Here is a 23,699-nt window from a genome sequence, read left to right on the forward strand (position 1 = left end):
CGCCGAGCGTGGCGGCCCCGCGGCTCACTCCAGCGACCGCGCGTACGTCACCTGCTTCGGCTCGAAGCCCGCGTCGCGGTAGAACCGACGCGCGCCCTCGTTGTTCCACTCGCAGGAGACGGTGAGGTAGTCGCGGTCCGCCTCGCGGGCCATCGCTGCCACGCGTTCGAGGACCGCCGTGCCGTACCCCCCGTTCCGGTGTTCCGCGTCGATTTCGAGGTTCACGATATCGAGGAATCGACCCCGCTTTCGGGAGGGACGGGTCCCGGTTTCGATGGTGACGAACCCGACCGTCTCGCCGTCGGCGACGACGAGGTAGTCGGTCACCGACGGATCGTCGGGGTGCGCGCGGAAGCCGTCGTCCGAGACCGACGACGCGTCCGCGTAGCGTATCTCGTTCAGCGACGAGTGCGACTCCACCGCGGTCGCGAGGTCATACCACCGCTCGACGAGCGCGTCGAGGTCGCTCTCGTCGGCTTCGACGAGTTCTATGTCGGATCGGGACGACTGAGGGGACTTCAGCGTTCGTGCGGTGTGGGTCGGCGTCGCGTTCGGGGCACTTCGGCGTCGCGTGTCCCGGTCGCCGACGACCCAATCGACCCGCCGCCGTGCGACCGACAGGCACATCCGGGTCCGCCGAGACAGGCCGGTAGAGAGCGGCCATGCTCGGGCTCGAACACGACTTCCGGATCGTCGACACCCGCGCGACCCTCGACCCCGACGAGTCGTCGGTCGCCACCCACGGGCGAGACATCTCGCCGGAGCGGCTGGAACGCGAGATGCTTCAGGCGGGCATCGTCCGCGCGGTCGCGAGCCCCGGCCAGCGCGCCACAGGGCGGAGCTACCTCCGCGCGAACAACGCGGTCGCCCGGCTGTCGGTCGACCGGCCGTTCGTCGCGTTCGCCCGCCTCAACGGCCCCCGCGACTCGGGCACCGGCCCCGTCTCGGCCGTCCGCAACCTCCGCGCCGAGCGCGACGACCACCACACCCGGCCGGACGACGTGGAGCAGTACTCCTACGACGACCGCTTCCACGGGTTCACGCTGGCGCCCCACGTCGACGGACTCCCGAACGAGGACGTGCTGGCCCGGCTGGAGGAGGCCGACCTCCCCCTCTTCGTCCACGCGGGCCGAGAGTTCCCGCCGGAGGCGGTCGAGACGGAACTGCTCGGCTACGACTTCCCGGTCGTGTTGGGCAGCTTCGGCGGCTACCCGCTGGACGCCGACCTGATGAACGAGACGCTGGACCTGCTCGACGACTACGACCGCCTGTACGTCGACACGAGTGCGGTCCGGTACCGCGAGGTGCTCGAACGCGGCGTGCTGGAACACCCCGACCGCGTTCTCTTCGGCTCTGGCGCGCCCGACATCCACCCGAACGTCGGCGTGATGGAGATACTCACGCTCGACGTCTCCGAGGACCTGATGGCCCGCGTGCTGGCGAAGAATCCCGCCCGCCTCGTGCCCGCGCTCGCCGAGGGCGCCGACGTCTGAGGCGCCGCTCGAACCGGAAGCGACGGCCACTTGTCGCGCCGCGGCCGACCGACGACAATGAGCGACGAGACCGACGACCCGCACGTGGAGGTCGTCCGCGCGGTCGGCCACGAGAACATCACCGCCGAACACGCGAGCACCGTCGAACTCACGACCGACGACTGGCTCACCCCCGCCGGCGACTGTATCGTCGGCGTCGAGGCCGACCGGACACCGAGAGACTTCTCCCCGGAGTTCCGCGAGGCGTGTCGAGACGCGGACGCGACCGTCGAGGCGACGTTCCTCGTCGACGCCGGCGACGAGGCGTTCGAGCAGACGATCACAGGCCGCGGCGACCCCGACCTGACCCTGCTCGACGACCGCTCGATGGTCGGCCGGACCAGCGACTACACCGACGACGAGCGCACGATGTTCGTCGACGGCGACGGCGCCGCCGCCGACCTCGACCGCGACCTCGTCGACGCGCTGGCCGACGGTGCGGACCTCACGCTTCGACTTGCCGTCGAACCCGGCGAGTGAGGCCGCCGAGCGCGTGAACGCTAAATAAGTTTATCGTTGTTCCGCAACCCTTTTGCGGGGCTCGCGGGATGGACTGAGTATGAGCGACGTGAAAGCGGAACTCCGCGAACAGTTCTTAGACGCCTTCGGCGGCGCAGATTTCCCCGTCGAGAACCAGATGGACCTCGTCCCCGCGCTGCCGGACGGCCCGGCGACGAAGTTCGAGGCCGGCGACGTGAGCTTCACCGCGATGGAGATGGCGGCGAAACTCGGCAGCGAACAGGAGTTTCCCTACGACACCGCCGAGGCGCTCGTCGACGACATCCTCGACGGGCTCGAAGCGAAGGGCATGATCTGAGGCGGCCGACCGACTCGGAACGTTTCTGCCGACGGCTCGGAGTCCGGAGGTCCGTCGCCGCCGCTCCGGCGGGAGGTTGATTACCGCGGAGCCGCTACGGCGGGTGTGTTCGCCGATCTCACGAGCCTCGTACCGCGGTGGGTCCTCTGGGGGATCGGTCTCGGGGCCGTCGCCACCGCCTTGGTCGCGCTCGCCTTCTACCTCGGAGACCGGTTCGCCCCGCCCCCCACCGCGGAGGCGGGGCGCCGCGGCGCCGCCGGCGACGAGCGCCGCCGCCGCGAGATCCGGACCTATCTGACCGCGGCCGGCGAGCGGTTCGCCGAGGACCACGCGTTCGACGGCGTCTCGGTCCCCTTCTACCTCCCCGAGCGCGGCGTCGCCATCACCTTCGACGCGCACGACTACTTCGGGCTGGAGGGCGAGGGCGTCTACACCGTCCTCTGTGAACACGAGATGCCGGGCCACGGGCTCGGTCGTCGGCTCCCCTTCGACGTCGACGAGCCCGACTGGGCGACCGACGAGTCGGGTTCGGGCGACGGTCGGTCCGGCGCCGGCGGGCGATTCGGGACCGACCGCTCCGCTACCGGCCCGTCGCGGCCTCGCGGCCCAGCCGGCCGCGGCGACCCCGTTGGCGACGCCTTCGACGAACTCGGCCTCGACCGCGACGCCGACGTCGACGCGGTGAAGGGGGCCTACCGCGAGCGCGTCAAGGAGACGCATCCGGACCAGGGCGGCGACGAGGAGTCGTTCCGGCGCGTCCGCGAGGCGTACGCGACCGCCCGGAACCACGCCGACGGCGGACCCAGCCCGGGCGGCGGCGCCGACCGCGACGCGGGCCGCCGCCGCGAGCGCTCGACCGGGTACGGTCGGTGACGGGACCGGACGCCGGGGGCGGAGCCGGAGACGCGTTCGCAGACGTCGCGTACGCTGAGCGCGCGGTGTACCTCTCGGACGCCGACGCGCTCGTCGTCGCCGACCTCCACGTCGGCCGCGGCGAGGCCTCCGCCGTCTCCCTCCCGATGGGCGAGCGCGCGGACCTCGCGGACCGGCTCGACACGCTGCTCGACCGGTTCGACCCCGCGACGGTGGTCGTCGCCGGCGACGTCGTCCACACCTTCGACCGGATCACCGACCGGAGCCGCGGAACCCTGAACGCGCTCCGCGACGCCTGCGAGGCGCGCGGCGCCGCCCTCGAAGTCGTCGCCGGCAACCACGACACCGCGCTCGCGGACGCGTGGGACGGGCCGGTTCGGGAGGAGGTGGTCCTCGACGGCGAGGACCGCGCCGCGGGCGCGCCCCGAACCGTCGTCTGTCACGGCCACGATGCGCCCTCGACCGCCGCCGACCGCTACGTGATCGGCCACGTCCACCCGACGATCGAGATCGAGGGCGACCGCCGGCCCTGCGTCCTCCGCGCCGAGGGGACGTACCGCGGCGCCGACCTCCTCGTGGTGCCCGCGTTCACGCGACTCGCCGCCGGCGTGGCCGTCAACGACATGGGGACCGATGCGTTCGACTCCCCGCTCGTCACCGACGCGGACCGACTGGCGCCGGTCGTGGTCGACTCTCCCGCGGAGGGCTCGGACGGGGGCCCCGACGCGAGCGGTGCGAGAGAGGCGCTCCGGTTCCCGCCGCTCGGCGAGTTCCGCCGGCTGTTGTGAACGCTTCCGTCCTCCCGTGCGTATCGTCCGTCTCGGCAGGTAGGACTGTAACGAACGTTTATGATTCACGCGGTGCGAACCGTTCGCACATGGAAGCAGCCAGACTCCACGAGTACACGGACGACATGAGCGAGGGACTCACCATCGGCGAGGTCGACCGACCGGCGGTAACGGGCGCGGACGACGTCATCGTCGAGGTCGAGGGCGCGGGCTGGTGCCAGACGGACAACCACATCATCGAGGGGATGTGGACGGAGTACGTCCCCCAGGAACTGCCGCTGACACTGGGCCACGAGAACGCGGGGACGGTCGTCGAGACGGGCGAGGACGTCGATATCGTCTCCGCCGGCGATCCGGTGATCTGCCACCCGGTCCAGACCTGCGGGACCTGTCGCCCCTGCCGGCTCGGCGAGACGATGCACTGCGAGAACAGCGCGTTCAACGGGCTGACCCACGACGGCGGCTTCGCCGAGTATCTCCACACCAGCGAGCGGGCGGTCATCCCGCTGCCGGGCGGGGTCGAACCGATCGACATCGCGCCGCACGCGGACGCCGGCATCACCGCGTACCACGCGGCCAAGAAGGCGGTCGGGAAGCTGAACCCCGGCGACCACGCCGTCGTCATCGGCGTCGGCGGCCTCGGCCACATCGGGCTCCAGTGTCTGAACGCGATGAGCGCGGCCCGGATCACCGCCGTCGACCTGAAGGAGTCGGCGCTGAACCTGGCGGACAGCTACGGTGCCGACCACCTCGTGAACCCGACCGACGACGACGTCGCGGCCGAGATCGAGGGGATCACCGACGGGACGGGCGCGGCGCAGGTGCTCGACTTCGTCGGCGCGGACGTGACGACCGGCTACGCGCCCGACATCACCGCCGGCGGCGGCGACCACCACATCATCGGCTACGGGGGCCACGTCCACGAACCGTCGCAGGCGCTGGTGAACGGCGAGTTCTCCTTCGTCGGTAACATCGTCGGGCGGTACGCGGAGCTACAGGAGCTCGTCGCGCTCGTCGAGCAGGGCGACGTCGACCTCCACACCAGCCGGTACGACCTCGGCGAGATCAACACGGTCGCCGAGAAGCTCGAACACGGCGAGATCGACGGGCGCGCCGTCATCACGCCCTGAGGCGCCCCTCGACCGACGAACCGCGCCCCGACTCGCGGAAGGTTTTTGTCGTTCGTTGCGAACGCGCGGGTATGGACCGCAGAGCCCTCCTCTCCGCGATCGGCGGGTCCGCCGCCGCGCTCTCCGGGTGCGTCGGCGAGACCGACACAGACCCGGCGACGAACGGGACCGACGACGAGACGAACGGAAGCGGCGACGGGCGATCGGACGACGGAGACGGGTCGGCCGCGTCGCTCGGCGTCGAACTGGAACGGGTTCCGCACGTCGTCACCGCATACGAGCCGTCGCCGAGCCGCGGGATCGACCCGGCCCACGTCGTCCCCGAGTCCGGGATTCCGGACGCGCTGCGCGAGCCACTCGCCGCTGCGCGCGACGGCGGGTTCGAGACCGACGACCCGAGCGACGCGTTGCTGGCCGCGGTCGACGAGTTCCGCGTCTACGACCGCGGGGAGCTGAAGCCGTACGTCGAGCTGGACGGGATGCGCTACGCGTTCGACCCGACGCTTCCGACGTTCACTGCGGAGCTCGCGGACGAGGAGGCCGAGGGGTACGACGAGGACCGCGTCCTCCGCGAGGCGGGGCAGCGAGACGACCTCGACTCGGCGGCGGTCGAGACGTTCGTCGACGCGCTGACGGCGTGCGGTCCGAACGTGGCCCGCGGGGAGTACCGCCGGTGCGTCCGCCCGGACGCAGTCGCCGCGTTCCTCGACGAGTACGACTACTTGGAGGACGGGCGCGGCGTCACCCGGATCCGCACGGACGTCGAGAACGCGGACCCGCCGTACGGGATCGCGGCGAGCGAACTGACCGAGGGCGACGCGTGGGGTCGCCCGGTTGTCGACGAGTCCGAACTCGACGCCGACCTCGTGACCTTCTTCGAGCGCGCGCTGGCGTCGGAACACCGAGCGCCCGCGCTGCCGGGCGACGACCGCAGCCAGCTCTACGCCGCCGACGTCCCGGACGCCTACGAGGCGGTCGCCGCGGGGCGCGACCAGCCGGTCTACTACCGTATCGACGGGACCGTCTACGCCATTCTCGTCGGCGAGTCGCGGTACGACCGGCTCCCGGTGTCGGTCTCGGTCGAGCCGAGCGAGGACGCGTCCCGTCGGTTCACGCTCACGGTCGCGCCGGCCCCCGAAAGCGCCGACGGCGACGCCGAGGGGCCGTACACGTTCACGAGCCGCGGCGCGCTGCCGAGCGCCCTCTGGACCTTCCGCGAGGGCGAGCGGCGCACGCTGGATATCGTCGAGACCGAGGGCGTCGAGGGCCCGCGGCCGACCCGCAGCGACGGGCAGGCGCTGGAGTCGCTCGACGCGGGCGACGAGATGACCGCGACCTACGCGGTCCCGTCGGACCTGCCCGCGGGGACGTACGCGAGCCGCGGGCTGTTCGGCGTCTCCTGGAACGTCCCCGGACAGACGCCGAGCGAACACGGGATGTACCCGTTCGAACTCGCGCTGACGGTCGGGTGAACCGCGTCCGGACCGATGGGAAGACACTTATTCCGGCGCGTTCGGCAGTCGGACATGGATTCTGCCCTCCACGAAAACTCTCGCCTCACCGCCCCTCGGCGGTGGTCGCTGTACGCCGGCGTGTACGCGTTCGGTTGCGCCGCCCTCACCGCGTTGCTGCTCTCCGACGTGCTCGGCCTGTTCGCCGACGTGGTCGGCCTCCCGCCCGCGGTCGGGATGCCGCTCCTCGCGACCCCGGCGCTCGTCGTCGGGGCGCTCGTCTGGTGGGCCGTCGTCGAGCGGCCGGACGCGCCCACGTATCTCCGCGGGGCCGCGTTCGGGCTGCTCACCGCGCTCCTCACCGGCGCGCTCTGGACGGCGTGGTTCGTGGTCGTCTGGGGACTCGAAATGCTCGCCGCCGGGCCTGTGCGGCTGCTGGTCGGATTCGTACTCGGCGCGGTCGCCGTCGCGGGCGTCCTCGTCGGGCTCCCGATCACGTACGTCCGGCGGCGGAACCGGCGGGCGTCGGACGCCGCCGCGACCGCTAACTCCTTGTGATCGGCGGGCACACCGATCCCCATGACCGAAAACGGCGCTGACGGAGGCGACGACGGGAGCGCCGCCGACGCCGCGACCGACCCCCTCGCCGACGAGGACCTCTATCGCGTGCTCGGGCCGGACGGGAGTCCCCTGCCGGACGCGACGGTTCCGGACCTGTCGGACGAGCGGTTCCGCGCCATCTACCGCGACCTCGTGGTCACGCGCCGGTTCGACGAGCGCGCGGTGAGCCTCCAGCGACAGGGGCGTCTCGGGACGTACGCGCCCTGCGCCGGCCAAGAGGGGTCGGCGGTCGGATCGGCGCACGCGCTCGCGGACGACGACCTGATCTCCTACCAGTACCGCGAACACGGCGCGGTCGTCGTCCGCGACCTGCTCGACGCGTACCTCCCCTACTGGATGGGTCACGAGTCCGGGACGGAGGCGATCGCCGAGGGCGACGTCTTTCCCCTCAATATCGGCATCGCGGCCCACCTCCCGCACGCCGTCGGCGCCGCGTGGGCGTTCGACTACCGGGACGAGGACCGCGTCGTCGCCTGTCACTTCGGCGACGGGGCGACCAGCGAGGGCGACTTCCACGAGGCGATGAACTTCGCCGGCGTCTTCGACACGCCGACGATCTTCTGCTGTCACAACAACGGCTGGGCCATCTCGGTTCCGAGGGAGCGACAGACCGCCAGCGACACCTTCGCGCAGAAGGCGACCGCCTACGGCTTCGACGGCGTCCGCGTCGACGGGATGGACCCGCTCGCGAGCTACGCGGTCACGCGGGCGGCGGCCGAGCAAGCGCGTGGTGACGGGGGAGACGACTCCGCCGCGGGCGACTCCCTCGACGACGACCCCCGGCCAACCCTCATCGAGTTCGTCGAGTATCGCTTCGGCGCGCACACGACCGCGGACGACCCGAGCGCCTACCGCGACCCCGACGACGTGGACCCGTGGCGCGCGCTCGACCCGCTCGACCGGATGGAGGCGTTCCTCCGCGAGACCGGGCGGATCGACGACGCGGGCGTCGCGGCGATCCACGACGAGGCGGACGAGGTCGTCGCCGACGCGATAGACTTCGCCGAGTCCGTCGCGGCCGAGCCGAGCGACATGTTCGAGGACGCCTACGCCGAACTCCCGGCCGAGGTCCGCCACCAGCGCGACGAACTGCTCGCAGCCGTCGAGGAGCACGGCGAGGACGCGTTCCTCCGGGAGGAGTGAGCCGGTCGGCGGCTCCGTCTTCTCGCCGAGGAACGCGCGGCCGGTCGTTCCGGTCCCGCGATCGCCACCGCTATTTGGCCCGACTTCGCGCGTGTCGATATGGACGACGCGACCCTCCGGCGCCGCCTCGACACCGTCCTCCTCCTGTTGGCGGCGAACGCGCTACTGTTGCTCGGAATCGGATTTCGGTTCGCCACCGAGTGGACGATCGGTGTGGCCGTGCTCGCGGTGATCGTCGGTCTCGGGCACGCGCGCGGGTGACGGCGGCCGCGACGGCTCGTAGTCCATCTCTGCGGGGTCCGCCGACCTACAGGTACTCCGCCGCCGCGCTCGCGGCCGTCCGCCCGCTTTCGAGCGCCCCCTGAATCGACGACCACTCGGTGTAATCGCCGGCGAGGACGACCGGCCCCTCCGGGTCGTCCGGGTCCGGGAGGTCGGCGTGGACGCCCGGCGGCTGCGCGAACTGCGCGAACCGGATCCGGTGGACGTCGAGGGTCTCCAGTCCGTCGAACTCGCGCTCGGGGAACCACGCCGCCAGCGCATCGCGGACGTCCTCGCGGAGCGCGTCGGCGCCGCGGTCGAGCGACTCCTCACCGAGGAACGTCGCCGCGAGGAGCGCGCGGTCGTCGGGCGCGTACTCGGGCGCGACCTCCGACATCGGCACCACCGCGTTGGGGGACTCGCTCGCGGCGTTGAGCAGGATGCGCCCGCCGGTCTCGAAGGACTCCCCCGCGGGGAGCGCGTACCAGCCGGTGACGTTCGGGACGCCCTCGGTCGGCACCGACTCGACGCCGGTGAGCCGCCGGGCCTCGGGCGGCGAGGCCGCGACGACGACCGCGTCCGCCTCGCGAGTCGAGCCGTCCGCGAGTTCGACGGTGGCGCCGTCGGCGTCGGCCGAACCGGTTCGGAAGGGGATCCGGCCCTGCCCCGCGGTCCGGACCGCCTCCGCGTCCTCGCCGGTCCGGACCTCGACGCCGGCCTCGCGGGCGCGGTCCGCGAGCGCGGCGGGGAGCGCGGCCATCCCCGCGGCGGGCACGCCGATCGACCCGCGGCCCATCGCGCGGAACGTGTACTCGAAGACGTGCTTCGAGGTCGAGAGAGTCCGGTCGAGGGTGATCCCGCCGTAGAACGGCTCGACGAAGTTCGTCACGTAGTCGTCGGCGAACCCCCAGTCGCGGAGGTACTCGCGGATGGGTTCGTCCGGGCCGGCGAAGAACGCCTCCTCGTCGCGGTTCGCGAGGTCGTACCGGAGCGCCAGCGTCCGGAGCTTATCGGAGGTGGAGACCTCGTCGTTCAACAGGGAGGGGAGCGCGGCGCGCGGGTCGCGGAGGGGGTCGCCGAGGGTCGACCGCGACCCCGGTCGGCAGATCGTCGCCCCGGGCGCGAACGTCTGGAGGTCGAGGTCGTCGAGCCCGTCGGCGCCCAGTTCGCGCTCGACCGCGGGGTAGCTGGAGAAGAGGACCTGAAAGCCGCGGTCGAGGGTGAAGCCGTCGACCGTCTCCGTCCGCACGCGTCCCCCGACCTCGGGCCGTCGCTCGTACAGCGTCACGTCCGCGCCCGCCTCCGCGAGCCGCGTCGCCGCGACGAGCCCCGCGAGCCCGCCGCCGACGACGATTGCGTCTCCGTTCATACGTGACGTTTCGTGGCGCGGGTTTATAAGCGGCGGCGGGTCGATACGAGTCGATTCCCGCGGCGTCCGTTGGTATATATAAACCGACGATCGACGGCGAACACGCCCAAATCCCCAGCCCGCACAGCACCACCGGAAGACGGTCCTGCTCGTTCACTGCGTTCGCTGCGCGGGCTGCGACTTCCGTGCTCCCGCTCCCTTCGGTCGCTCGCCGGACCGCAGCCTCACGCCTCCCCAGCCTCGCGGCTCGTTCGGAGTCTCGTCTGGACGACCCACTGTTCTCAAGTGCGAAGCGATTAGTCGCCGCCGCCGCAACGTCGGGTATGGAGATTTCCGAGACCACGCCGGCGTTTCGCGGGCTGGAGAGTCGGGCGTCCGGGCGCGTCCACGAGACCGCCGACGCGGCGGCAGTCGACGACGACGAGCGGGCGCGCGGCCTCGACCCCGTCTACGACTACGACGCGGTCGACCCCGACGACCTCTTCGACCCGGCAGCCCGCGGCGCGAGCGGAGACGCCCGGAGCGCGCCCGCGACCGCCCGCGGCCACTGGCGCTTCGACGCGCTGCTCCCCTTCCCGGCGGCGGACGCGCTCACCGCGGGCGAGGGCGCCACGCCGCTCGTCGCCACCGATCGGCTCGCCGACGAACTCGACGTCGACGCGGTGTACGTCAAAGACGAGGGGCGGAACCCCACCGGTACCGTCCTCGACCGCGGCCTCTCGCTCGCCGTGACCGCGGTGGCGAAGCGGGCGGCCGACGGCGCGGACGTGGAGCCGCTCGTCTGCGCGAGCCCGGGGAACGCCGGGCAGTCGATGGCGGCGTACGCGGGCCGGGCAGACCTGCGGTCGTACGCGTTCGTCCCCTCGCGGTGCGCCTTCTCGAACAAGTCGATGACGAACGTCCACGGCGGCGAGATGCGCGTGGTCGGCGGGCGCTTCCCGGACGCGGCCGACGCGGTCGACGAGCAGTTGGAGACCGACTACACCGACCTCGGCGAGTTCGCCACGCCGTACCGCCACGAGGGCGCGAAGACGGTCGCGTTCGAACTCGTCGCCGACCTCGGCGACGCCCCCGACGTGGTCGTCGTCCCGACCGGCTCGGGCGAGGTCGTCGCCGGCGTGTACAAGGGGTTCGTCGAACTCGACCGCGTCGGCGCGATCGACGGGACGCCGAAGGTCGTCGCCGCCCAGGCCTCGGGCTGCGCCCCGATCGCGGCCGCCGGCGAGCGCGGCCTCGACGAGCCCGAGCCGTGGGAGACGCCCGACACCATCTGCGGCGAACTCGAGATCCCGGACCCCGCGGGCGGCGCCGCGGCCGTCGAGGCGGTCACGGAGAGCGGGGGGACCGCGGTCGGCGTCGACGACGACGACATCCTCGCGAGCGCGGTCGCCGTGGCGCAGAACGAGGTCGTCGAGATGGGCGCGACGGGCGGCGCGGCCCCCGCCGGGGCGTGGGCGCTCGCCGAGGAAGGGTTCTTCGACGGCGACGAGACCGTCGTGTTGCTCAACAGCGACGCCGGAATGAAGACCCCGGACATCCTGCGGAGCCACCTGATGGGCCAGGGTATTTAGAAAAGACGCGTCAGTCGGAAACAGCGCCGAGTCAGTCGCGCCGCGCGAGCAGCCCGGTCGCGAGCAGCGCGAGCGCGGCCGCGACGACGCCGAACCCGGGCGACTCGGCGCCGGTGTCCCCGGCGGTGCTATCCTCGTCCGTCTCGTTCCCGTCCGTGCCGCCGGCCGACGAGCCGTCGGACGTGTCACTGTCACCCGACGAACTCCCGTCACCCGACGAGTCGCCGTCGGTCGAGCCGTCGTCCGCGCCGTCGGTCGACTCACTGCCCTCGCTCTGGAGTTCGACCACCGCGTTCGACAGCGTCGTCGTCGACTCGATCACGCTGCGCGGCGCCGGCTGGTTGAGGTAGTTCACGTTCATCACGACGTAGCTGTCCTCGGCGCCCGCGGTCGTGCTGGCGTACGGCTCCTGTTCGAGGATGGGGGCCTCGGAGTCGGTGACCAAGATCAGTTCGGGGTTCGATTCGAGGATGACTTCGTCGGAGAGCTGCGGGTACGCCTCGTAGTCGGCGGCGACGTTGTCGATCCCGCCGGCGTTCATGATCGCGTCGATGAACGTGTTGCTCGCCGCGACGTACCCACCGCCGAGCGGGTAGAGCGCGGCGGGGCGGTCGACGTCGGCCGTCCGCTCCTCGGCGGCGTCGACCGCGTCGTACATCTCCTCGTTGGTCGCGTTCGCGGCGTCGCACGCGCCGACGAGCCGGCCGATCGTCTCCGTCTTCTCCGCGATATCGTCGATGGAGGTCGCCGCCGGGAAGTGGTACACCGTCAGCCCCTGCTCGCGGAGCGGCCCGACGTCCGCGGCCGAGGAGTTCGGCGCCAGCACGAGGTCGGGCTCGGTGTCGACGACGCGCTCGACGCTCGCACCGAACTCGGCGGAGACGTTCGCGCGCTCCTCGGCGCCGTCGAGGTAGAAGGCGAACTGGCTCACGCCGACGACCCGGTCCTGCTCGCCGAGTTCCCACAGCGTCTGCGCGGCCGACGGGTTGATCGTCGTGATCCGTTCGGGACGCTCGTCGAGCGTTATCGTCTCGCCGGTGGCGTCGGTCACGTTGACCGGGAATCCGCAAGCCCCGTCGGTCTGTGCGGGACCGGTTCCCGTCGCGCCCGCCGCTCCGACCGCCGGCTGCGCGCCCGCAGTCGGCCCGTCGGTCGATATCGTCGGCTGTGCGCCCGCGGCCGTCCCGGCGACGCCGCCGATCAGGGCGGTCGTCACCAGCAGGGCCATCGCAATCGCGGAGCTGTTTCGCATCGGATCGACGACCGAACCCGTCCAATAAGTATTTACCTACTACAAGTTGTGTTGGAGAACGTATGCGACCGTGGGTCCGCTCGGCGGCGTGGTCGGCGGCGATAGCCGCGCTGCTCGCGGTCGTCGTCGTCGGCAGCGCCGCGATCGGACCGGTTCGGATCCCGCCGGAGACCGTGCTGAAGTCGGTGTTGAACGCGCTCGCGGTGCCGGCCGGAATCGAGACGAGCGCCGGGGGCGTCGGTCCGCTGCCGATACCCGGCGTCGGGCCCCTCACGCTCCCGGGGGTCGACCTCGCGTTCGCGTCGCCGTTCGCGTTCCCCGTCGACTCCGTCCACCAACAGATCGTCGTGGGCGTGCGGCTCCCGCGGATCCTGCTCGCCGCGCTCGTCGGCTTCGCGCTCGCGGCCGCCGGCACGGTGATGCAGGGGTTCTTCCGCAACCCGATGGCGGACCCGTCGATCATCGGCGTCTCCTCCGGGGCGGCGGTCGGCGCGGTCGCGTTCATCGTCTTCCCCGTCGCGCTCTCGACGACCGTCGCTCTCCCGCTCGTCGGCAGCGTCGAGGTTTCGCTCTCGCGCGGCGCGGGGACCAGCCTCTTCGCGTTCGTCGGCGCGCTCGTCGCCGCCTTCGGCGTGTACGCCATCGCGACGCGGAACGGCCGGACCCCGGTCGCCACCCTCCTCCTCGCCGGCGTCGCGGTCCAGACGTTCCTCGGCGCGGTGGTTTCGTACCTCCAGCTACAGGCGGGCGAGTCGCTCCGCCAGATCGTCGCGTGGCTGATGGGCCACCTGTCGGGCGCGGCGTGGAGCGAGGTCGCCGTCACCGCCGCCGTCGTGCCGCCGCTGTTCCTCCTGCTGCTCGCGTACGCCCGCGACCTCAACGTCCTTCTGCTCGGCGAGGAGGAGGCGCGCGGGCTGGGCATCGCGGTGGAGCGCACCAAGCGCGTGCTGCTCGCGGCGTCCGCGCTCGTCACGGCCGCCGGCGTCGCGTTCGCCGGCGTGATCGGGTTCGTCGGCCTCATCGTCCCGCACATGCTCCGGCTCGTCGTCGGGCCGGACCACCGGGTGCTGCTCCCGTCAGCTGCGCTCGCCGGCGGCACCTTCCTCGTCGCGGCCGACACGGTCGCGCGCTCGGCGGCCGCGGAGTACCCGGTCGGGGTCATCACCGCCGCGGTCGGCGCGCCCTTCTTCGTCTACCTGCTCGTGACCCGGGAGGTGACGGAGCTGTGAGCGCCGACCGCTCCGCGGACCCCGACGCGAAGGACACCGAGGCGGCGGACGCCGAGGCGACGGAGGTCGGGGCGAAGGAGGCCGGGGAGGCGGCCGTCGCGCGCGACCACGACGACCGCGCGCCCCTCCCAGACACGGCGCTCTCGTTCGGCGACGCGCCGCTGCTGTCGGCCGCGGACGTGGCCGTCTCGTTCGGCGACCTCGACGTCGTCTCCGGCGTCGACCTCCGGGTCGAACCCGGCTCGCTCGTCGGCCTCGTGGGCCCGAACGGCGCCGGGAAGACCACCGTGTTGCGCGCGGTGACCGGCGCGGTCGAACCGGACGCTGGATCCGTCGAAATCGGCGGCGACCCGGCCTCGTCGCTGTCGGCGAAAGCGGTCGGTCGGCGCGTCGCGAGCGTCCCGCAGGCGACGAACTTGGCGTTCGACTTCCGCGTGCGCCACGTCGTCGAGATGGGGCGGACGCCGCACCTCGGGCGCTTCGACGCGCACGGCGTCGAGGACGACGAAGCCGTCGACGCCGCGATGGCCGCGGCCGACGTCGAGCGCTTCGCGGACCGGTCGATCACCGCGGTCTCGGGCGGCGAGCGCCAGCGCGTGCTGCTCGCGCGAGCCCTCGCGCAGGCGGCGCCCCTCCTCCTCCTGGACGAGCCGACCGCGAGCCTCGACGTGAACCACGCTGTCGAGACGCTCGAACTGGTCCGCGAGTTCGTCGAGGACGGCGACCGGGGAGCGATCGCCGCGATCCACGACCTCGACGCTGCCGCCCGCTACTGCGATGAGGTCGTCGTCCTCGCGAACGGCGGGGTTCAGGCGGCCGGTCCGCCCGAATCCGTGCTGTCCGCCTCGACCGTCGGCGCCGCCTTCGACGCGGAGGCGTTCGTCGGCCGCGACTCGGCGACCGGGACGCCCGCGGTGACGGCGTTCCCGCACAGCGACGTCGAGAGCCGACGCGTCCACGTGATCGGCTCGGGGCGGCCGGCCGCGCGCGTCGTCGCCCGGCTGGCTGCCGCGGGTCACGAGCCCTCCGTCGGCGTGGTCCCCGCGGGCGACGCGGCCGCCGGCGCTACCGCGGACGCGGGCGCGACCGCCGTGACGGCGCCGCCCTTCGAGGAGCCCTCCCCCGAGACGCTCGCGGCGGCCCGCGGACTCGCGGCCGACGCGGACGCGACGCTCGCGGTCGGGACCGCCGAGGGCGACCTCGCGAACACGGACGGCCACACGAACGGTGACGGCCACGTGACCGCGGACGGCCCCGTGACCGCGGACGGCCCGAACGCCGAGGTGGCCGCGGCGGCGGACCGCGTCGTTCCGGTCGCCCCCGACGTGAGCGGCCCGGAACTGCTCGACGCGGTCGCGACCGCGACCGCGGACGGGGAGTGAGTCCCGCCCGCCGCGCCGCCCGCGAAGCGTCACCGTTTATTCGCTCGCCCGCCTCGCATCGACGATGAGCGTCCCATGCGTCGCCGTCGACCGCGAGCGCGGCGAGCGCGTCCGGAGCCGCCTCGCCGACGCCGACGCCCTCGACGGCGACCACGAGATCGCGGTCGAGGACGACACGATCTACATCCCCGTCTCGGGCCGCGATCGGGTGCCAGCCGACCTCGCGGACCGGATCGTCGAGCGCGCCGCGGCGGCGCGGGACCGTCCGACGACGCCGGCCGAGATCCTCGGCTACGAGCCTTCGCTGGAGCGGCTGGGTGACATCGTCATCGTCGACGAGGACGACGACGAGCGCGCCCGCGAGATCGCGGAGGCCGTCATGGCCTCCGACGTCCCCTGCGGCACCGTCCTCAACCGCGCGTCGCCGATCGAAGGCGAACTGCGGGTCCGCCGGTGGGACGTGCTGGCCGGGGACGGCACCGAAACGGTCCACCGCGAGTACGGCCACGAGTTCGCGCTCGACGTCGCCGCGGTGTACTTCTCGCCGCGGCTCGCGACCGAGCGCCACCGAGTGGTCGAGCAGGTCGAGCCCGGGGAGTCGGCGATCGACATGTTCGCCGGCGTGGGACCGTACGCGGTCCCCATGGGGACCCGCGGGGCCGACGTGGTCGCGTGCGACCTCAACGAGCGCGCGGTCGAGTTCCTCCGCGAGAACGCCGAGCGAAACGGGGTCGCGGACGCGGTGACCGCGGTCGCGGGCGACGTGCGGGACCTCGCGACCGGCCCCGGTTCGCACGCGGACACGGCCGACCGCTTGGTGATGAACCTCCCGCACTCCGCGGACGAGTTCTTGGACACGGCCGTCGCGCTCGCCGGCGACGACTGCGTGGTTCACTACTACGACATCCAACACGAGGACGACCCGTTCGGCCCCGGGCGGCGCGCGATCGAGACCGCGGCGGGCGACGCCTACGCGGTCGAGGTCGAGACCGAGCGCGTCGTCCGGTCGTACGCACCCCACGAGTACAACGTCTGTCTCGACGTCCGCCTGACGCGCGTCGACGGCTGAGCGCGTCGCCGCGCCCCATTATAAAGGTACAGACTCGTCAGGGGGTTCACTTATGACTGATACTGACTGACATAGGATCGCATGAGCGACGCCGAAAACTCCGAGGAACGCATCGACGAGACGACTACGTGGCCGGACTTGGCGATCGGGCTGTACGACCGACTGACGGGCCGCAACGCCGAGATACACTATCAGTTCGAGGACATGACCGTCGAAGTGCCGAGCGGCACGGGCGACGACGTCGAGCACGCCGAGTGGCGCGTCGACGGCGGCGTCCGTGTCACCACACGTGAACGGGACTGAGCCGGAGCGGCGGCTCTCGGTCGAGACCGACGACCTGACGCTGTCGGTCGACGGGGTCGACGCCGAGGTCCACGCGACGGACCGACGCCTCTTCGTCGAGGTGGAGAGCGTCGGCGACGCGCTCCGGATGGCGCGTCGGCTGCCGGACGACTCGGTGTCGAACCGCGCAATCGCGGGACTGATACGAGAGGGCCTCACGGCGGAGGTCAGGGTCCGCAGGCGGACGGTCGCGGTCGTCGGCGCCGAGGCGCGTCCCGGGCCGCTCTCGTACCGCCTCGGCGTCGCGCCCGCGGAGGTCCGGCTCGCCGGAGTCGCCGGCGCCGGCTACGGCGGACTCTCCGCGGCGGTCCGCCGGGCGCGGCGGCTGTTTTCGTAGGCCAGTCGGTCGCGCGACGCGGACCGGTCGCGCCGCTCGCGAGGAGCCGTCGAGACAGCGAGAACGCCGCGCCGCCCCGAGGGGGGTCGGGGACTGCGCGGCCGGGGCCCGTCACATGACAAGCGGTCGCGGCGGCGGTCTCGGACCAGAGGCGATTCTGCGCTTGGCGCGTCGGAGACGCGTTTTACATGGTAGCCGCGACGGAACGCTGATTGGGATGACGGCCGCGCCGAGTCGCCGTGGGGGTGACGACCGGCGAGACTATCGCCGCCCGGTACGGGCTTCGACCGGGCACGCACCGCCGGGGGATTCGATCCCCGCCGTCTCGGCGCGCGGGCGGTGTCATCACGCTTGGATTGAAGCCCGAACACATATTTAGTCTTTTTCCTTATACACTTGTATTGTGTACCGTTTTCCTGTGTGTCTCAAGATAGAATTCGAGTGTATTCGAGACGTTTGTTCGGTTACTAACGGAATAATTCGCCGGTTTCGTCGCACAGCCCGGCGGGTCGGATCGCCGCTCCGTCCCCGTTTCGGAACCCTTATTTTTCCGTCCGGGAATTGAAGCATGCGTGCCGGGGTAGCTCAGCTGGCAGAGCGATTCCTTCGTAAGGAATAGGTCGAGGGTTCAAATCCCTCCTCCGGCTCTTTTGACGGAACAACGCCGAACCGACGAGCTTCGCCTCCGCTCCGTCACCACTCCTGACCCGTGTTCGACTATTTCCGATCGTTCGGTCACCGATGGGCGCGTATCAATTTATATTATCCAAACAATATTAGGTGTGTGGTTATCTGTCACGGGCACGTACCGTCGTATATGCGACCAAAGTACGACTGTGACGGCGAAGAAGTGTACGAGTGTTTCGAATGCGGTCGGCGGACGGACTCGTCCGGCGAGTGCGAGTGCGGGGGTGAACTGCGTCACATCGGCCGCTCGCGGGACCTGTGACCCGGCTCGAACCGAGTCGGGCGCGGGCCCCGGTCGGTCCGGTCAGTCGCCGCCGGTAGCGGCGCCCTCGTCGCTCTCGGTCTCCTCGTCGTCGTCGCTCCCGTCGCCGTCTTCTCCGCTCGCGTCCGCCTCCGGGTCGTAGTCGGGCAGCGAGAGGACGTTCTCGCGCCCCAGTCGGAAGCCGTCGAGGTCGCCCTCGTCGCGCAGGCCCGTCACCACTTGGCTCGTCTTCGCGGCGGTCCACTCCAGCTCGTCGGCCACTCGCTTCTGTTTCATTCGGCCGCGCTCCGACTCGATCAACCGAAGCACCTGCTCCTCGTTGCTCAGCAGGTCGCTGTCGACGGGCGACGCCTCCTCCGACCCGCTCTCCGGTTCGCCGGCGGCGTCGGCGTCGGCGCCGTCGGACTCCGACGCGCCGCTCGCGGCCGCGCCGGCGGTCGTCGCGCCCGCCGCCTCCTCCGCAGTCGCCTCGCTCTCGGTCGCGGTGTCTCGGCCACCGGCCGGGACGGGTCCCGCGCCCCCTGCGTCGCCGGCGCCCCGCCGACGATAGGCGACGCCGCCGCCGGCGACGACGAGGACGGCGAGGAGCGCGACGATTCCGGCGGTCGGGAGCCCGGAAAGCGGGCCCGCGGGCGCGACCGTGATCCGTGGCTGCCCCGCCGAGAAGTCGACCGGCCCGTTCCAGACGACGGACCCCTCGCGCACCTCGCTCGGCTCCGGCGTCGTCTCGCCGAGGCGGTACTCCTCCGGCCACGAGACGATGAGCGACGAGGAGTCGTCGAGGAACAGCCCGTCGACCGCGTCGCCGACGCGCAGCCGCTCCCCGTCGACGGCGGCGAAGTTCGTCCACTCGAACCGGTAGGTCAACACGCCGTACGCCTGCGGGAGTTCGCGTCGTTCGGCGGTGACGGTCGCGTTCGACACGGTCATGTTGCGGCCGGTCGTCGACTCTGCGGTCGCCGCGGTCGAGGCCATGCGGTCGCGGAACCGGGTCGTGTACGCCTCCGTGTCGTTCTCGACGTCCGCGCGGAGCTGTTCGAACGCCTGCTCCTCCTCGTCGGTCGCGAGGCGGATCCGGTACTCGACGGTCCACTCTGCGTCGCCGTCGGGCTGGACGGCGACCGCCATCGACACGTCGTCCGGTTCGACGTCCATCTGGGCGAAGCCGCCCTCGAACGGAACTGCCCCGGCCCCGCCGGCGCCGAGGACGAGACCGGTGACTCCGAGGAGGGCCACGACGACGAAGAAGACGGACGCTCGCTGCACAGCCCGATTCACACAGAGAACCGGTAAATTCCTTCCCATCCGAGACGAGGCCGACCCTCGGTCGCGGGTCGGGCTGGCTCCCGGTTCCGGCTCGCCTTACGGTGCTTCACGCGTCGAGGCGCGAGGGGCTGCCGGCGGCGGGCGAGAACGTGACCGTCGCTTCGACGGACGGGGGCCCCGCACCGCCGCTCGAACTGTCTCCGCCGGGGCTGCCGTCCGGCGCGCCTCCGCCGCCCGTCCCGGTTCCGGGGCCGGCCGAGGCGTTACCGGCGCCTTCGCCGGAGCCGCTCCCGTTCCCCGACGGACCGGACGGTCCCGATCCGTCAGCGGTGTCGCTCCCCGCTCCGGCCCCGGGCGCTCCGGCCGACTTGTTACCCGAACCGGCCCCGGGAGATCCAACCGATCCGTTACTCGAACCGCCCCCGGGAGTTCCCACCGATCCGTTACTCGAACCGCCCCCGGGAGATCCAACCGATCCGTTACTCGAACCGCCCCCGGGAGATCCAACCGATCCGTTACTCGAACCNCCGCCCCCGGGAGATCCAACCGATCCGTTACTCGAACCGCCCCCGGGAGATCCAACCGATCCGTTACTCGAACCGCCCCCGGGAGTTCCCATCGATCCGTTTCCCGGACCCGCTCCCGGCGGGCCGGCCGATCCGTTTCCCGAATCGCCTCCGTGCGGTCCCTCGCCGGGCGGTCCGGCGTCGCTCGGCGGCCCGCGATCGGTCCCGTTCCCGGGCGGCCCGCGGCGCTCCGGACCGACCGGCCCGCCGACGCCCTCGCCGGCGACGCCGCGGGCGATGGCGGCGACCTCGGGGCCGCTGAGCTCGTTCGCGCGCTCGCGGAGCGTCGCCAGCCGCTCGTCGTCGACGCCCGTCTCGTTGCGGACGGCGGCCGGGAGTTCGGCGGCCGCGCTCGCGCTCCGGTTCAGCCCCCGCGAGAGCGTCTCGATCCGCGCCGTCGTCGTCGCCATCCGCGCGGCGTACGCGCCCTGACTCAGCTCGCCGGCCGCGCGGCGCTCGCGGAGCTCCCGCTGTTGCTCCTCCAGTTCCGCGAGCCGCGCTTCGGTCCGGTTCAGGCGCTCCGCGACGATGCCGGCGCGGCTCTCGTTGGTCTCCGACTCCCGGAGCGCGACCTCAAAGGCGCGCGACTCGACCTCGCCCTCGATCTCCGCGCCCTGGACCCCGACAACCCCGGAGAGACGCTCTCCGGGGCTGAGGTCGGCCGTCGCGTTTTCAGCGCCCGAGCCTGCGCCGCTCCCGTTCCCCGGGTCGGTCTGTGCGGTCACCACGCCCGCCGGCGCGGCGGCCGCGGCCCCGCCGATCAGGACCGCGGCGACGGCCGCGACGACGAGACTCGTACTCCAGCGGTTCATTGCCAGTGCGTACACGCTCCGTCCCTATATACCCGAAACTCCGTTAAGCCGGATCAACGCGGTTTAATCGCAGGACGTGGCGGGGACGGCTCGCTCTCCGGAGAACGGGTGGCGTCCGCGGGCCGCACTCGCGGCGGACGGGCCACGCGGCTCAGTACGTCTTCGCGAAGTACGCCGTCCGCTCGGCGGCCTCGTCGCACATCGCGCAGGTCTCGTCGTGGTCGCCGTCGGCGAGGGGGTCCTCGTCCTCGAAGGGGACCATCACGATCTCGGCGGCCAGCGGCTCCTTGATCGGCTCTTCGCAGGCCTCGTCCCCGCACCACGGCGCCTTCACGTAGCCGCCGTGCTGGCCGAGCGTGCCGAGGATATCGGCTCGGTCGTCGGCCTCGCGCACGCCCTCGTCGAGGGTCTCCTCGGCGGTCGCGTACAGCTTGGCGTATATCTCGTCGAACTCCTCGCGAACGGTCTCGGCGACCCCGTCGCGGTCGACCTCGACGCTCTCCCCGTCGGGCCGGTGGACGAGCGTCAACTCCTCGTCGTCGACCTCGTGGGGGCCGATCTCGATCCGGAGCGGGACGCCGTTCAGCTCGTGTTCGTTGAACTTGAAGCCGGGGTTGCGCTCGTCGCGGTCGTCGAGTTCGACGCGGATCCCGGCGTCGTCGAGGTCGTCGGCCACGCCCTCGGCGTAGTCGAGCACGTCGTCCTTCGTGTCCTCCTGCCAGATGGGGACGACGACGACCTGCGTGGGCGCGACCGTGTGCGGGAGGACGAGCCCCTGCTCGTCGGAGTGGGTCATGATCAGCGCGCCCAGCGCGCGCCACGAGAGCCCCCACGAGGTGGTGTGGGCGGTCCGCTCCTCCTCGTCCTCGTCCGAGTAGGTGATGTCGAACGCCTCGGCGAACGACTGCCCGAGGTGGTGGGAGGTGCCCGCCTGGACCGACTTCCCGTCGGGCATCAGCGCCTCGACGGTCGTCGTCGTGTCCGCGCCCGGGAACTTGTCGTGGTCCGGCTTCTGGCCTTTTAGAACGGGCATCGCCAGCAGGTCGTCGTAGACGGACTCGTACTGGTCGAGGCGCGTCAGCGTCTCTTCCCACGCGTCCTCGCGCGTCGCGTGCGCCGTGTGGCCCTCCTGCCAGAGGAACTCCTTCGTGCGGAAGAACGGCTTCGTCTCGGTCGCCTCCCACCGGACGACGGAACACCACTGGTTCACGCGCAGCGGGAGGTCGCGGTGGCTGCGGACCCACTGGCTAATGTACGGCGTGATGATCGACTCGGAGGTGGGCCGGACCGCGAGCCGCTCTTCGAGCTCTTTGTTGCCCGCCTCGTCGACCCACGCCACCTCGGGGTCGAACCCCTCGACGATGTCCTTCTCCCGTTCGAGGTACGACTCGGGGATGAACATCGGGAAGTAGGCGTTCTGGACGCCGGTGTCCTTGAACTTCGCGTCGAGGAACCCTTGGAGTCGCTCCCAGACGGCGTACGCCCGCGGACGGGTGACGATGAACCCGCTCATCCCCTCCGGCCCGTAGTCGGCGAGGCCGGCCTTCCGTACGACCTCGGCGTACCACTCGCCGGTGTTGTGCGTCTTGGACTCGGTGATCCCGAGCTCCTGGTCGTCGTCGCTCATTACTCTCGAAAGCGGGTGTCCCGGGCTTAAAAGGTCCGAACCCGACCGCCGCGACGCGGTCGCCGGCCCGCTCCGCGCAGATTCACGCCGATAGATCACATTCCGCACGGACGGAACCCGCGGAAACGTTAACCGCCTCGCGTCGCCTATCTCGCGTATGGACCTGTCGGGGCTGCGTCGACACGCGCCGCAGTCGCTCGCCGGACGCCGGGAGGCCGCGGTGCTCGCGCCGGTGCTCGCGCGCGACGGCGAGGCCCACCTCCTCTTCACGAAGCGCGCCGCGCACCTCGGCGAACACCCCGGACAGATGAGCTTCCCCGGCGGCGGCCGCGAACCGATCGACCGGACGCTGACGGACACCGCGCTCCGCGAGGCCGACGAGGAGGTCGGGATGCGGTCGACGGAGGTCGACGTGATCGGCCGACTCGACGACACGCGCACCTCGTCGCAGTACGCGGTGCGCCCGTTCGTCGGCGTCGCGCCCGACCGCGAGTACGTCCCCGACGAGTCGGAGGTCGCGGAAGTGGCCATCCTCTCCGTCGACGCGCTCACCGACCCCGCGAACTACGAGTCGGAGCGCCGCGTCGACCACCCGGAGTACGGCGACCACCGCGTCCACTACTTCCACGTCGACGGCTACACGGTCTGGGGCGTGACGGGCCGGATGGTCGTCCAGCTGTTGGAGCGGACGACCGACTGGGCCGCGCCCCCGGAGCCGGACCGGGTGGTCGGCGCGGACGCCGAACTACCGATTTAAGTATTCGTGGGCGCCGGCGTCATCGCGCCGATCGCTCGTTCGTTCATGAGTCGAGGTTTCACCGAGGAGCGGCTCCGAGCCTGAGGCGATCCGATATAAATAACCGACAGTGGATCGGTGGAGAACACCTCCAAAGCCCCAGCCGCGAGGACTCGCGCGGCTTGCTGCGCGCCTCGCTCGGTCGCTCGCGTTGCTCGCTCCTTCGCTGCGGTGCTTGCTACGCCGTGCTTNCGGCTTGCTGCGCGCCTCGCTCGGTCGCTCGCGTTGCTCGCTCCTTCGCTGCGGTGCTTGCTACGCCGTGCTTCGCCCTCGCGGCTGCCCCTTTGAGCCCCGCCCCACCCGCACCGCAACCTCACGCCTCCCCAGCCTCGCCACTCGCTCCCTCCGGTCGCTCGCGGCGTCCCTCGCGCGTGCTGTCTCGCGGCCTCCGCTTCGCTCCGGCCGCTCGCAGGCACGCGCCACCGCATCTGTAACTGATTCCCGTCGGCGTTCGCGGCTATTTGAACCTCTGGTCGATCGCGGTTCGGCGAAGGCCGACGGTCGTGCCGGATCCTG

24 protein-coding genes and 1 tRNA gene are annotated in these 23,699 nt (G+C 71.7%); 19 read left to right on the forward strand and 6 right to left on the reverse strand.

The window, feature by feature from the left end:
* Window positions 1-24: 24 nt before the first annotated feature.
* A complete protein-coding gene (locus C463_RS00525; protein WP_049905367.1) occupies window positions 25-492 on the reverse strand; it encodes a GNAT family N-acetyltransferase in 468 nt (155 codons plus the stop codon).
* A gap of 170 nt (window positions 493-662) precedes the next feature.
* Between C463_RS00525 and C463_RS00530 the strand changes: the two genes are divergently transcribed.
* The 10 genes from C463_RS00530 (at window position 663) to C463_RS19095 (ending at window position 8,616) form a co-directional block, all read left to right on the forward strand.
* Window positions 663-1,493, forward strand: a complete 831-nt coding sequence (locus C463_RS00530) for an amidohydrolase family protein (protein WP_008440121.1) — start codon at window positions 663-665, stop codon at window positions 1,491-1,493.
* A 57-nt stretch (window positions 1,494-1,550) separates the two neighbouring features.
* On the forward strand, window positions 1,551-2,012 hold the full coding sequence (locus C463_RS00535) for a DUF371 domain-containing protein (RefSeq protein ID WP_008440122.1): 462 nt from the start codon (window positions 1,551-1,553) through the stop codon (window positions 2,010-2,012).
* Window positions 2,013-2,091: 79 nt separating this feature from the next.
* Entirely contained in the window at window positions 2,092-2,349 is a 258-nt protein-coding gene (locus C463_RS00540) for an MTH865 family protein (RefSeq protein ID WP_008440123.1), read from the forward strand.
* A gap of 105 nt (window positions 2,350-2,454) precedes the next feature.
* Complete coding sequence (locus C463_RS00545; RefSeq protein ID WP_008440125.1) at window positions 2,455-3,222, forward strand: J domain-containing protein; 768 nt, start codon at window positions 2,455-2,457, stop codon at window positions 3,220-3,222.
* Window positions 3,219-4,010, forward strand: a complete 792-nt coding sequence (locus C463_RS00550; protein WP_008440127.1) for a metallophosphoesterase — start codon at window positions 3,219-3,221, stop codon at window positions 4,008-4,010. The genes C463_RS00545 and C463_RS00550 overlap by 4 nt, the downstream gene beginning before the upstream one ends.
* An 89-nt stretch (window positions 4,011-4,099) precedes the next feature.
* Window positions 4,100-5,140: an NAD(P)-dependent alcohol dehydrogenase gene (locus C463_RS00555; protein ID WP_008440129.1), complete on the forward strand. Its 1,041-nt coding sequence runs from the start codon at window positions 4,100-4,102 to the stop codon at window positions 5,138-5,140.
* A 71-nt stretch (window positions 5,141-5,211) separates the two neighbouring features.
* Window positions 5,212-6,612: a hypothetical protein gene (locus C463_RS00560; RefSeq protein WP_008440136.1), complete on the forward strand. Its 1,401-nt coding sequence runs from the start codon at window positions 5,212-5,214 to the stop codon at window positions 6,610-6,612.
* Window positions 6,613-6,666: 54 nt separating this feature from the next.
* Window positions 6,667-7,149, forward strand: a complete 483-nt coding sequence (locus tag C463_RS00565; protein ID WP_008440138.1) for a hypothetical protein — start codon at window positions 6,667-6,669, stop codon at window positions 7,147-7,149.
* Window positions 7,150-7,170: 21 nt separating this feature from the next.
* Window positions 7,171-8,355, forward strand: a complete 1,185-nt coding sequence (locus tag C463_RS00570) for a thiamine pyrophosphate-dependent dehydrogenase E1 component subunit alpha (protein WP_008440140.1) — start codon at window positions 7,171-7,173, stop codon at window positions 8,353-8,355.
* Between the two features lie 99 nt (window positions 8,356-8,454).
* Window positions 8,455-8,616 (forward strand): hypothetical protein, encoded by a 162-nt coding sequence (locus tag C463_RS19095; RefSeq protein ID WP_167539442.1) that lies wholly within the window; start codon window positions 8,455-8,457, stop codon window positions 8,614-8,616.
* 46 nt (window positions 8,617-8,662) lie between these two features.
* Here C463_RS19095 and C463_RS00575 read toward each other — a convergent pair whose 3' ends face one another.
* Window positions 8,663-9,985 carry an NAD(P)/FAD-dependent oxidoreductase gene (locus C463_RS00575; RefSeq protein WP_008440142.1) on the reverse strand — a complete coding sequence of 441 codons (1,323 nt, stop codon included), beginning with the start codon at window positions 9,983-9,985 and terminating at the stop codon, window positions 8,663-8,665.
* A 323-nt stretch (window positions 9,986-10,308) separates the two neighbouring features.
* Between C463_RS00575 and C463_RS00580 the strand changes: the two genes are divergently transcribed.
* Window positions 10,309-11,556, forward strand: coding sequence for a pyridoxal-phosphate dependent enzyme (locus C463_RS00580; protein ID WP_008440144.1), 1,248 nt, complete (start codon window positions 10,309-10,311; stop codon window positions 11,554-11,556).
* Between the two features lie 31 nt (window positions 11,557-11,587).
* Here the strand turns inward: C463_RS00580 and C463_RS00585 are convergent, their stop codons facing one another.
* On the reverse strand, window positions 11,588-12,808 hold the full coding sequence (locus C463_RS00585; RefSeq protein ID WP_008440145.1) for a PGF-CTERM-anchored ABC transporter substrate-binding protein: 1,221 nt from the start codon (window positions 12,806-12,808) through the stop codon (window positions 11,588-11,590).
* A 62-nt stretch (window positions 12,809-12,870) separates the two neighbouring features.
* Between C463_RS00585 and btuC the strand changes: the two genes are divergently transcribed.
* From btuC to C463_RS18310, 7 genes are all read left to right on the forward strand, one after another.
* Window positions 12,871-14,037: a vitamin B12 ABC transporter permease BtuC gene (gene btuC / locus C463_RS00590; RefSeq protein WP_008440146.1), complete on the forward strand. Its 1,167-nt coding sequence runs from the start codon at window positions 12,871-12,873 to the stop codon at window positions 14,035-14,037.
* 161 nt (window positions 14,038-14,198) lie between these two features.
* Window positions 14,199-15,419: an ATP-binding cassette domain-containing protein gene (locus C463_RS00595; RefSeq protein ID WP_394295258.1), complete on the forward strand. Its 1,221-nt coding sequence runs from the start codon at window positions 14,199-14,201 to the stop codon at window positions 15,417-15,419.
* Between the two features lie 64 nt (window positions 15,420-15,483).
* Window positions 15,484-16,488, forward strand: a complete 1,005-nt coding sequence (locus C463_RS00600; protein ID WP_008440148.1) for a class I SAM-dependent methyltransferase — start codon at window positions 15,484-15,486, stop codon at window positions 16,486-16,488.
* Window positions 16,489-16,569: 81 nt separating this feature from the next.
* Entirely contained in the window at window positions 16,570-16,791 is a 222-nt protein-coding gene (locus tag C463_RS00605; RefSeq protein WP_008440149.1) for a hypothetical protein, read from the forward strand.
* A complete protein-coding gene (locus C463_RS00610) occupies window positions 16,778-17,167 on the forward strand; it encodes a hypothetical protein (RefSeq protein WP_008440150.1) in 390 nt (129 codons plus the stop codon). Before C463_RS00605 ends, C463_RS00610 begins: the two co-directional genes overlap by 14 nt.
* Before the next feature lie 574 nt (window positions 17,168-17,741).
* Window positions 17,742-17,814 (forward strand) — tRNA-Thr (locus C463_RS00615).
* A 170-nt stretch (window positions 17,815-17,984) separates the two neighbouring features.
* Window positions 17,985-18,116 (forward strand): rubrerythrin-like domain-containing protein, encoded by a 132-nt coding sequence (locus C463_RS18310; protein ID WP_137695632.1) that lies wholly within the window; start codon window positions 17,985-17,987, stop codon window positions 18,114-18,116.
* Between the two features lie 42 nt (window positions 18,117-18,158).
* Here the strand turns inward: C463_RS18310 and C463_RS00620 are convergent, their stop codons facing one another.
* The 3 genes from C463_RS00620 to proS all read right to left on the reverse strand — a co-directional run bounded on the left by C463_RS00620 (window position 18,159) and on the right by proS (window position 22,387).
* Window positions 18,159-19,382 carry a helix-turn-helix transcriptional regulator gene (locus C463_RS00620; protein ID WP_008440151.1) on the reverse strand — a complete coding sequence of 408 codons (1,224 nt, stop codon included), beginning with the start codon at window positions 19,380-19,382 and terminating at the stop codon, window positions 18,159-18,161.
* A 106-nt stretch (window positions 19,383-19,488) separates the two neighbouring features.
* On the reverse strand, window positions 19,489-20,760 hold the full coding sequence (locus C463_RS00625; protein WP_008440153.1) for a hypothetical protein: 1,272 nt from the start codon (window positions 20,758-20,760) through the stop codon (window positions 19,489-19,491).
* Window positions 20,761-20,911: 151 nt separating this feature from the next.
* On the reverse strand, window positions 20,912-22,387 hold the full coding sequence (proS, locus tag C463_RS00630; RefSeq protein WP_008440154.1) for a proline--tRNA ligase: 1,476 nt from the start codon (window positions 22,385-22,387) through the stop codon (window positions 20,912-20,914).
* Between the two features lie 157 nt (window positions 22,388-22,544).
* Here proS and C463_RS00635 point away from each other — a divergent pair, with 157 nt between their 5' ends.
* Window positions 22,545-23,144, forward strand: coding sequence for an NUDIX hydrolase (locus tag C463_RS00635; protein ID WP_008440155.1), 600 nt, complete (start codon window positions 22,545-22,547; stop codon window positions 23,142-23,144).
* Window positions 23,145-23,699: the final 555 nt, after the last annotated feature.

It is taken from the genome of Halorubrum californiense DSM 19288 (assembly GCF_000336875.1).
GTDB classification, from domain to species: domain Archaea; phylum Halobacteriota; class Halobacteria; order Halobacteriales; family Haloferacaceae; genus Halorubrum; species Halorubrum californiense.

Coding starts and splice junctions, on each gene's coding strand:
- C463_RS00530 (WP_008440121.1), top strand. CDS start 663: ATGCTCGGGCTCGAACACGACTTCCGGATCGTCGACACCCGCGCGACC.
- C463_RS00535 (WP_008440122.1), top strand. CDS start 1,551: ATGAGCGACGAGACCGACGACCCGCACGTGGAGGTCGTCCGCGCGGTC.
- C463_RS00540 (WP_008440123.1), top strand. CDS start 2,092: ATGAGCGACGTGAAAGCGGAACTCCGCGAACAGTTCTTAGACGCCTTC.
- C463_RS00555 (WP_008440129.1), top strand. CDS start 4,100: ATGGAAGCAGCCAGACTCCACGAGTACACGGACGACATGAGCGAGGGA.
- C463_RS00560 (WP_008440136.1), top strand. CDS start 5,212: ATGGACCGCAGAGCCCTCCTCTCCGCGATCGGCGGGTCCGCCGCCGCG.
- C463_RS00565 (WP_008440138.1), top strand. CDS start 6,667: ATGGATTCTGCCCTCCACGAAAACTCTCGCCTCACCGCCCCTCGGCGG.
- C463_RS00570 (WP_008440140.1), top strand. CDS start 7,171: ATGACCGAAAACGGCGCTGACGGAGGCGACGACGGGAGCGCCGCCGAC.
- C463_RS19095 (WP_167539442.1), top strand. CDS start 8,455: ATGGACGACGCGACCCTCCGGCGCCGCCTCGACACCGTCCTCCTCCTG.
- C463_RS00575 (WP_008440142.1), bottom strand. CDS start 9,985: ATGAACGGAGACGCAATCGTCGTCGGCGGCGGGCTCGCGGGGCTCGTC.
- C463_RS00580 (WP_008440144.1), top strand. CDS start 10,309: ATGGAGATTTCCGAGACCACGCCGGCGTTTCGCGGGCTGGAGAGTCGG.
- C463_RS00585 (WP_008440145.1), bottom strand. CDS start 12,808: ATGCGAAACAGCTCCGCGATTGCGATGGCCCTGCTGGTGACGACCGCC.
- btuC (WP_008440146.1), top strand. CDS start 12,871: ATGCGACCGTGGGTCCGCTCGGCGGCGTGGTCGGCGGCGATAGCCGCG.
- C463_RS00600 (WP_008440148.1), top strand. CDS start 15,484: ATGAGCGTCCCATGCGTCGCCGTCGACCGCGAGCGCGGCGAGCGCGTC.
- C463_RS00605 (WP_008440149.1), top strand. CDS start 16,570: ATGAGCGACGCCGAAAACTCCGAGGAACGCATCGACGAGACGACTACG.
- C463_RS18310 (WP_137695632.1), top strand. CDS start 17,985: ATGCGACCAAAGTACGACTGTGACGGCGAAGAAGTGTACGAGTGTTTC.
- proS (WP_008440154.1), bottom strand. CDS start 22,387: ATGAGCGACGACGACCAGGAGCTCGGGATCACCGAGTCCAAGACGCAC.
- C463_RS00635 (WP_008440155.1), top strand. CDS start 22,545: ATGGACCTGTCGGGGCTGCGTCGACACGCGCCGCAGTCGCTCGCCGGA.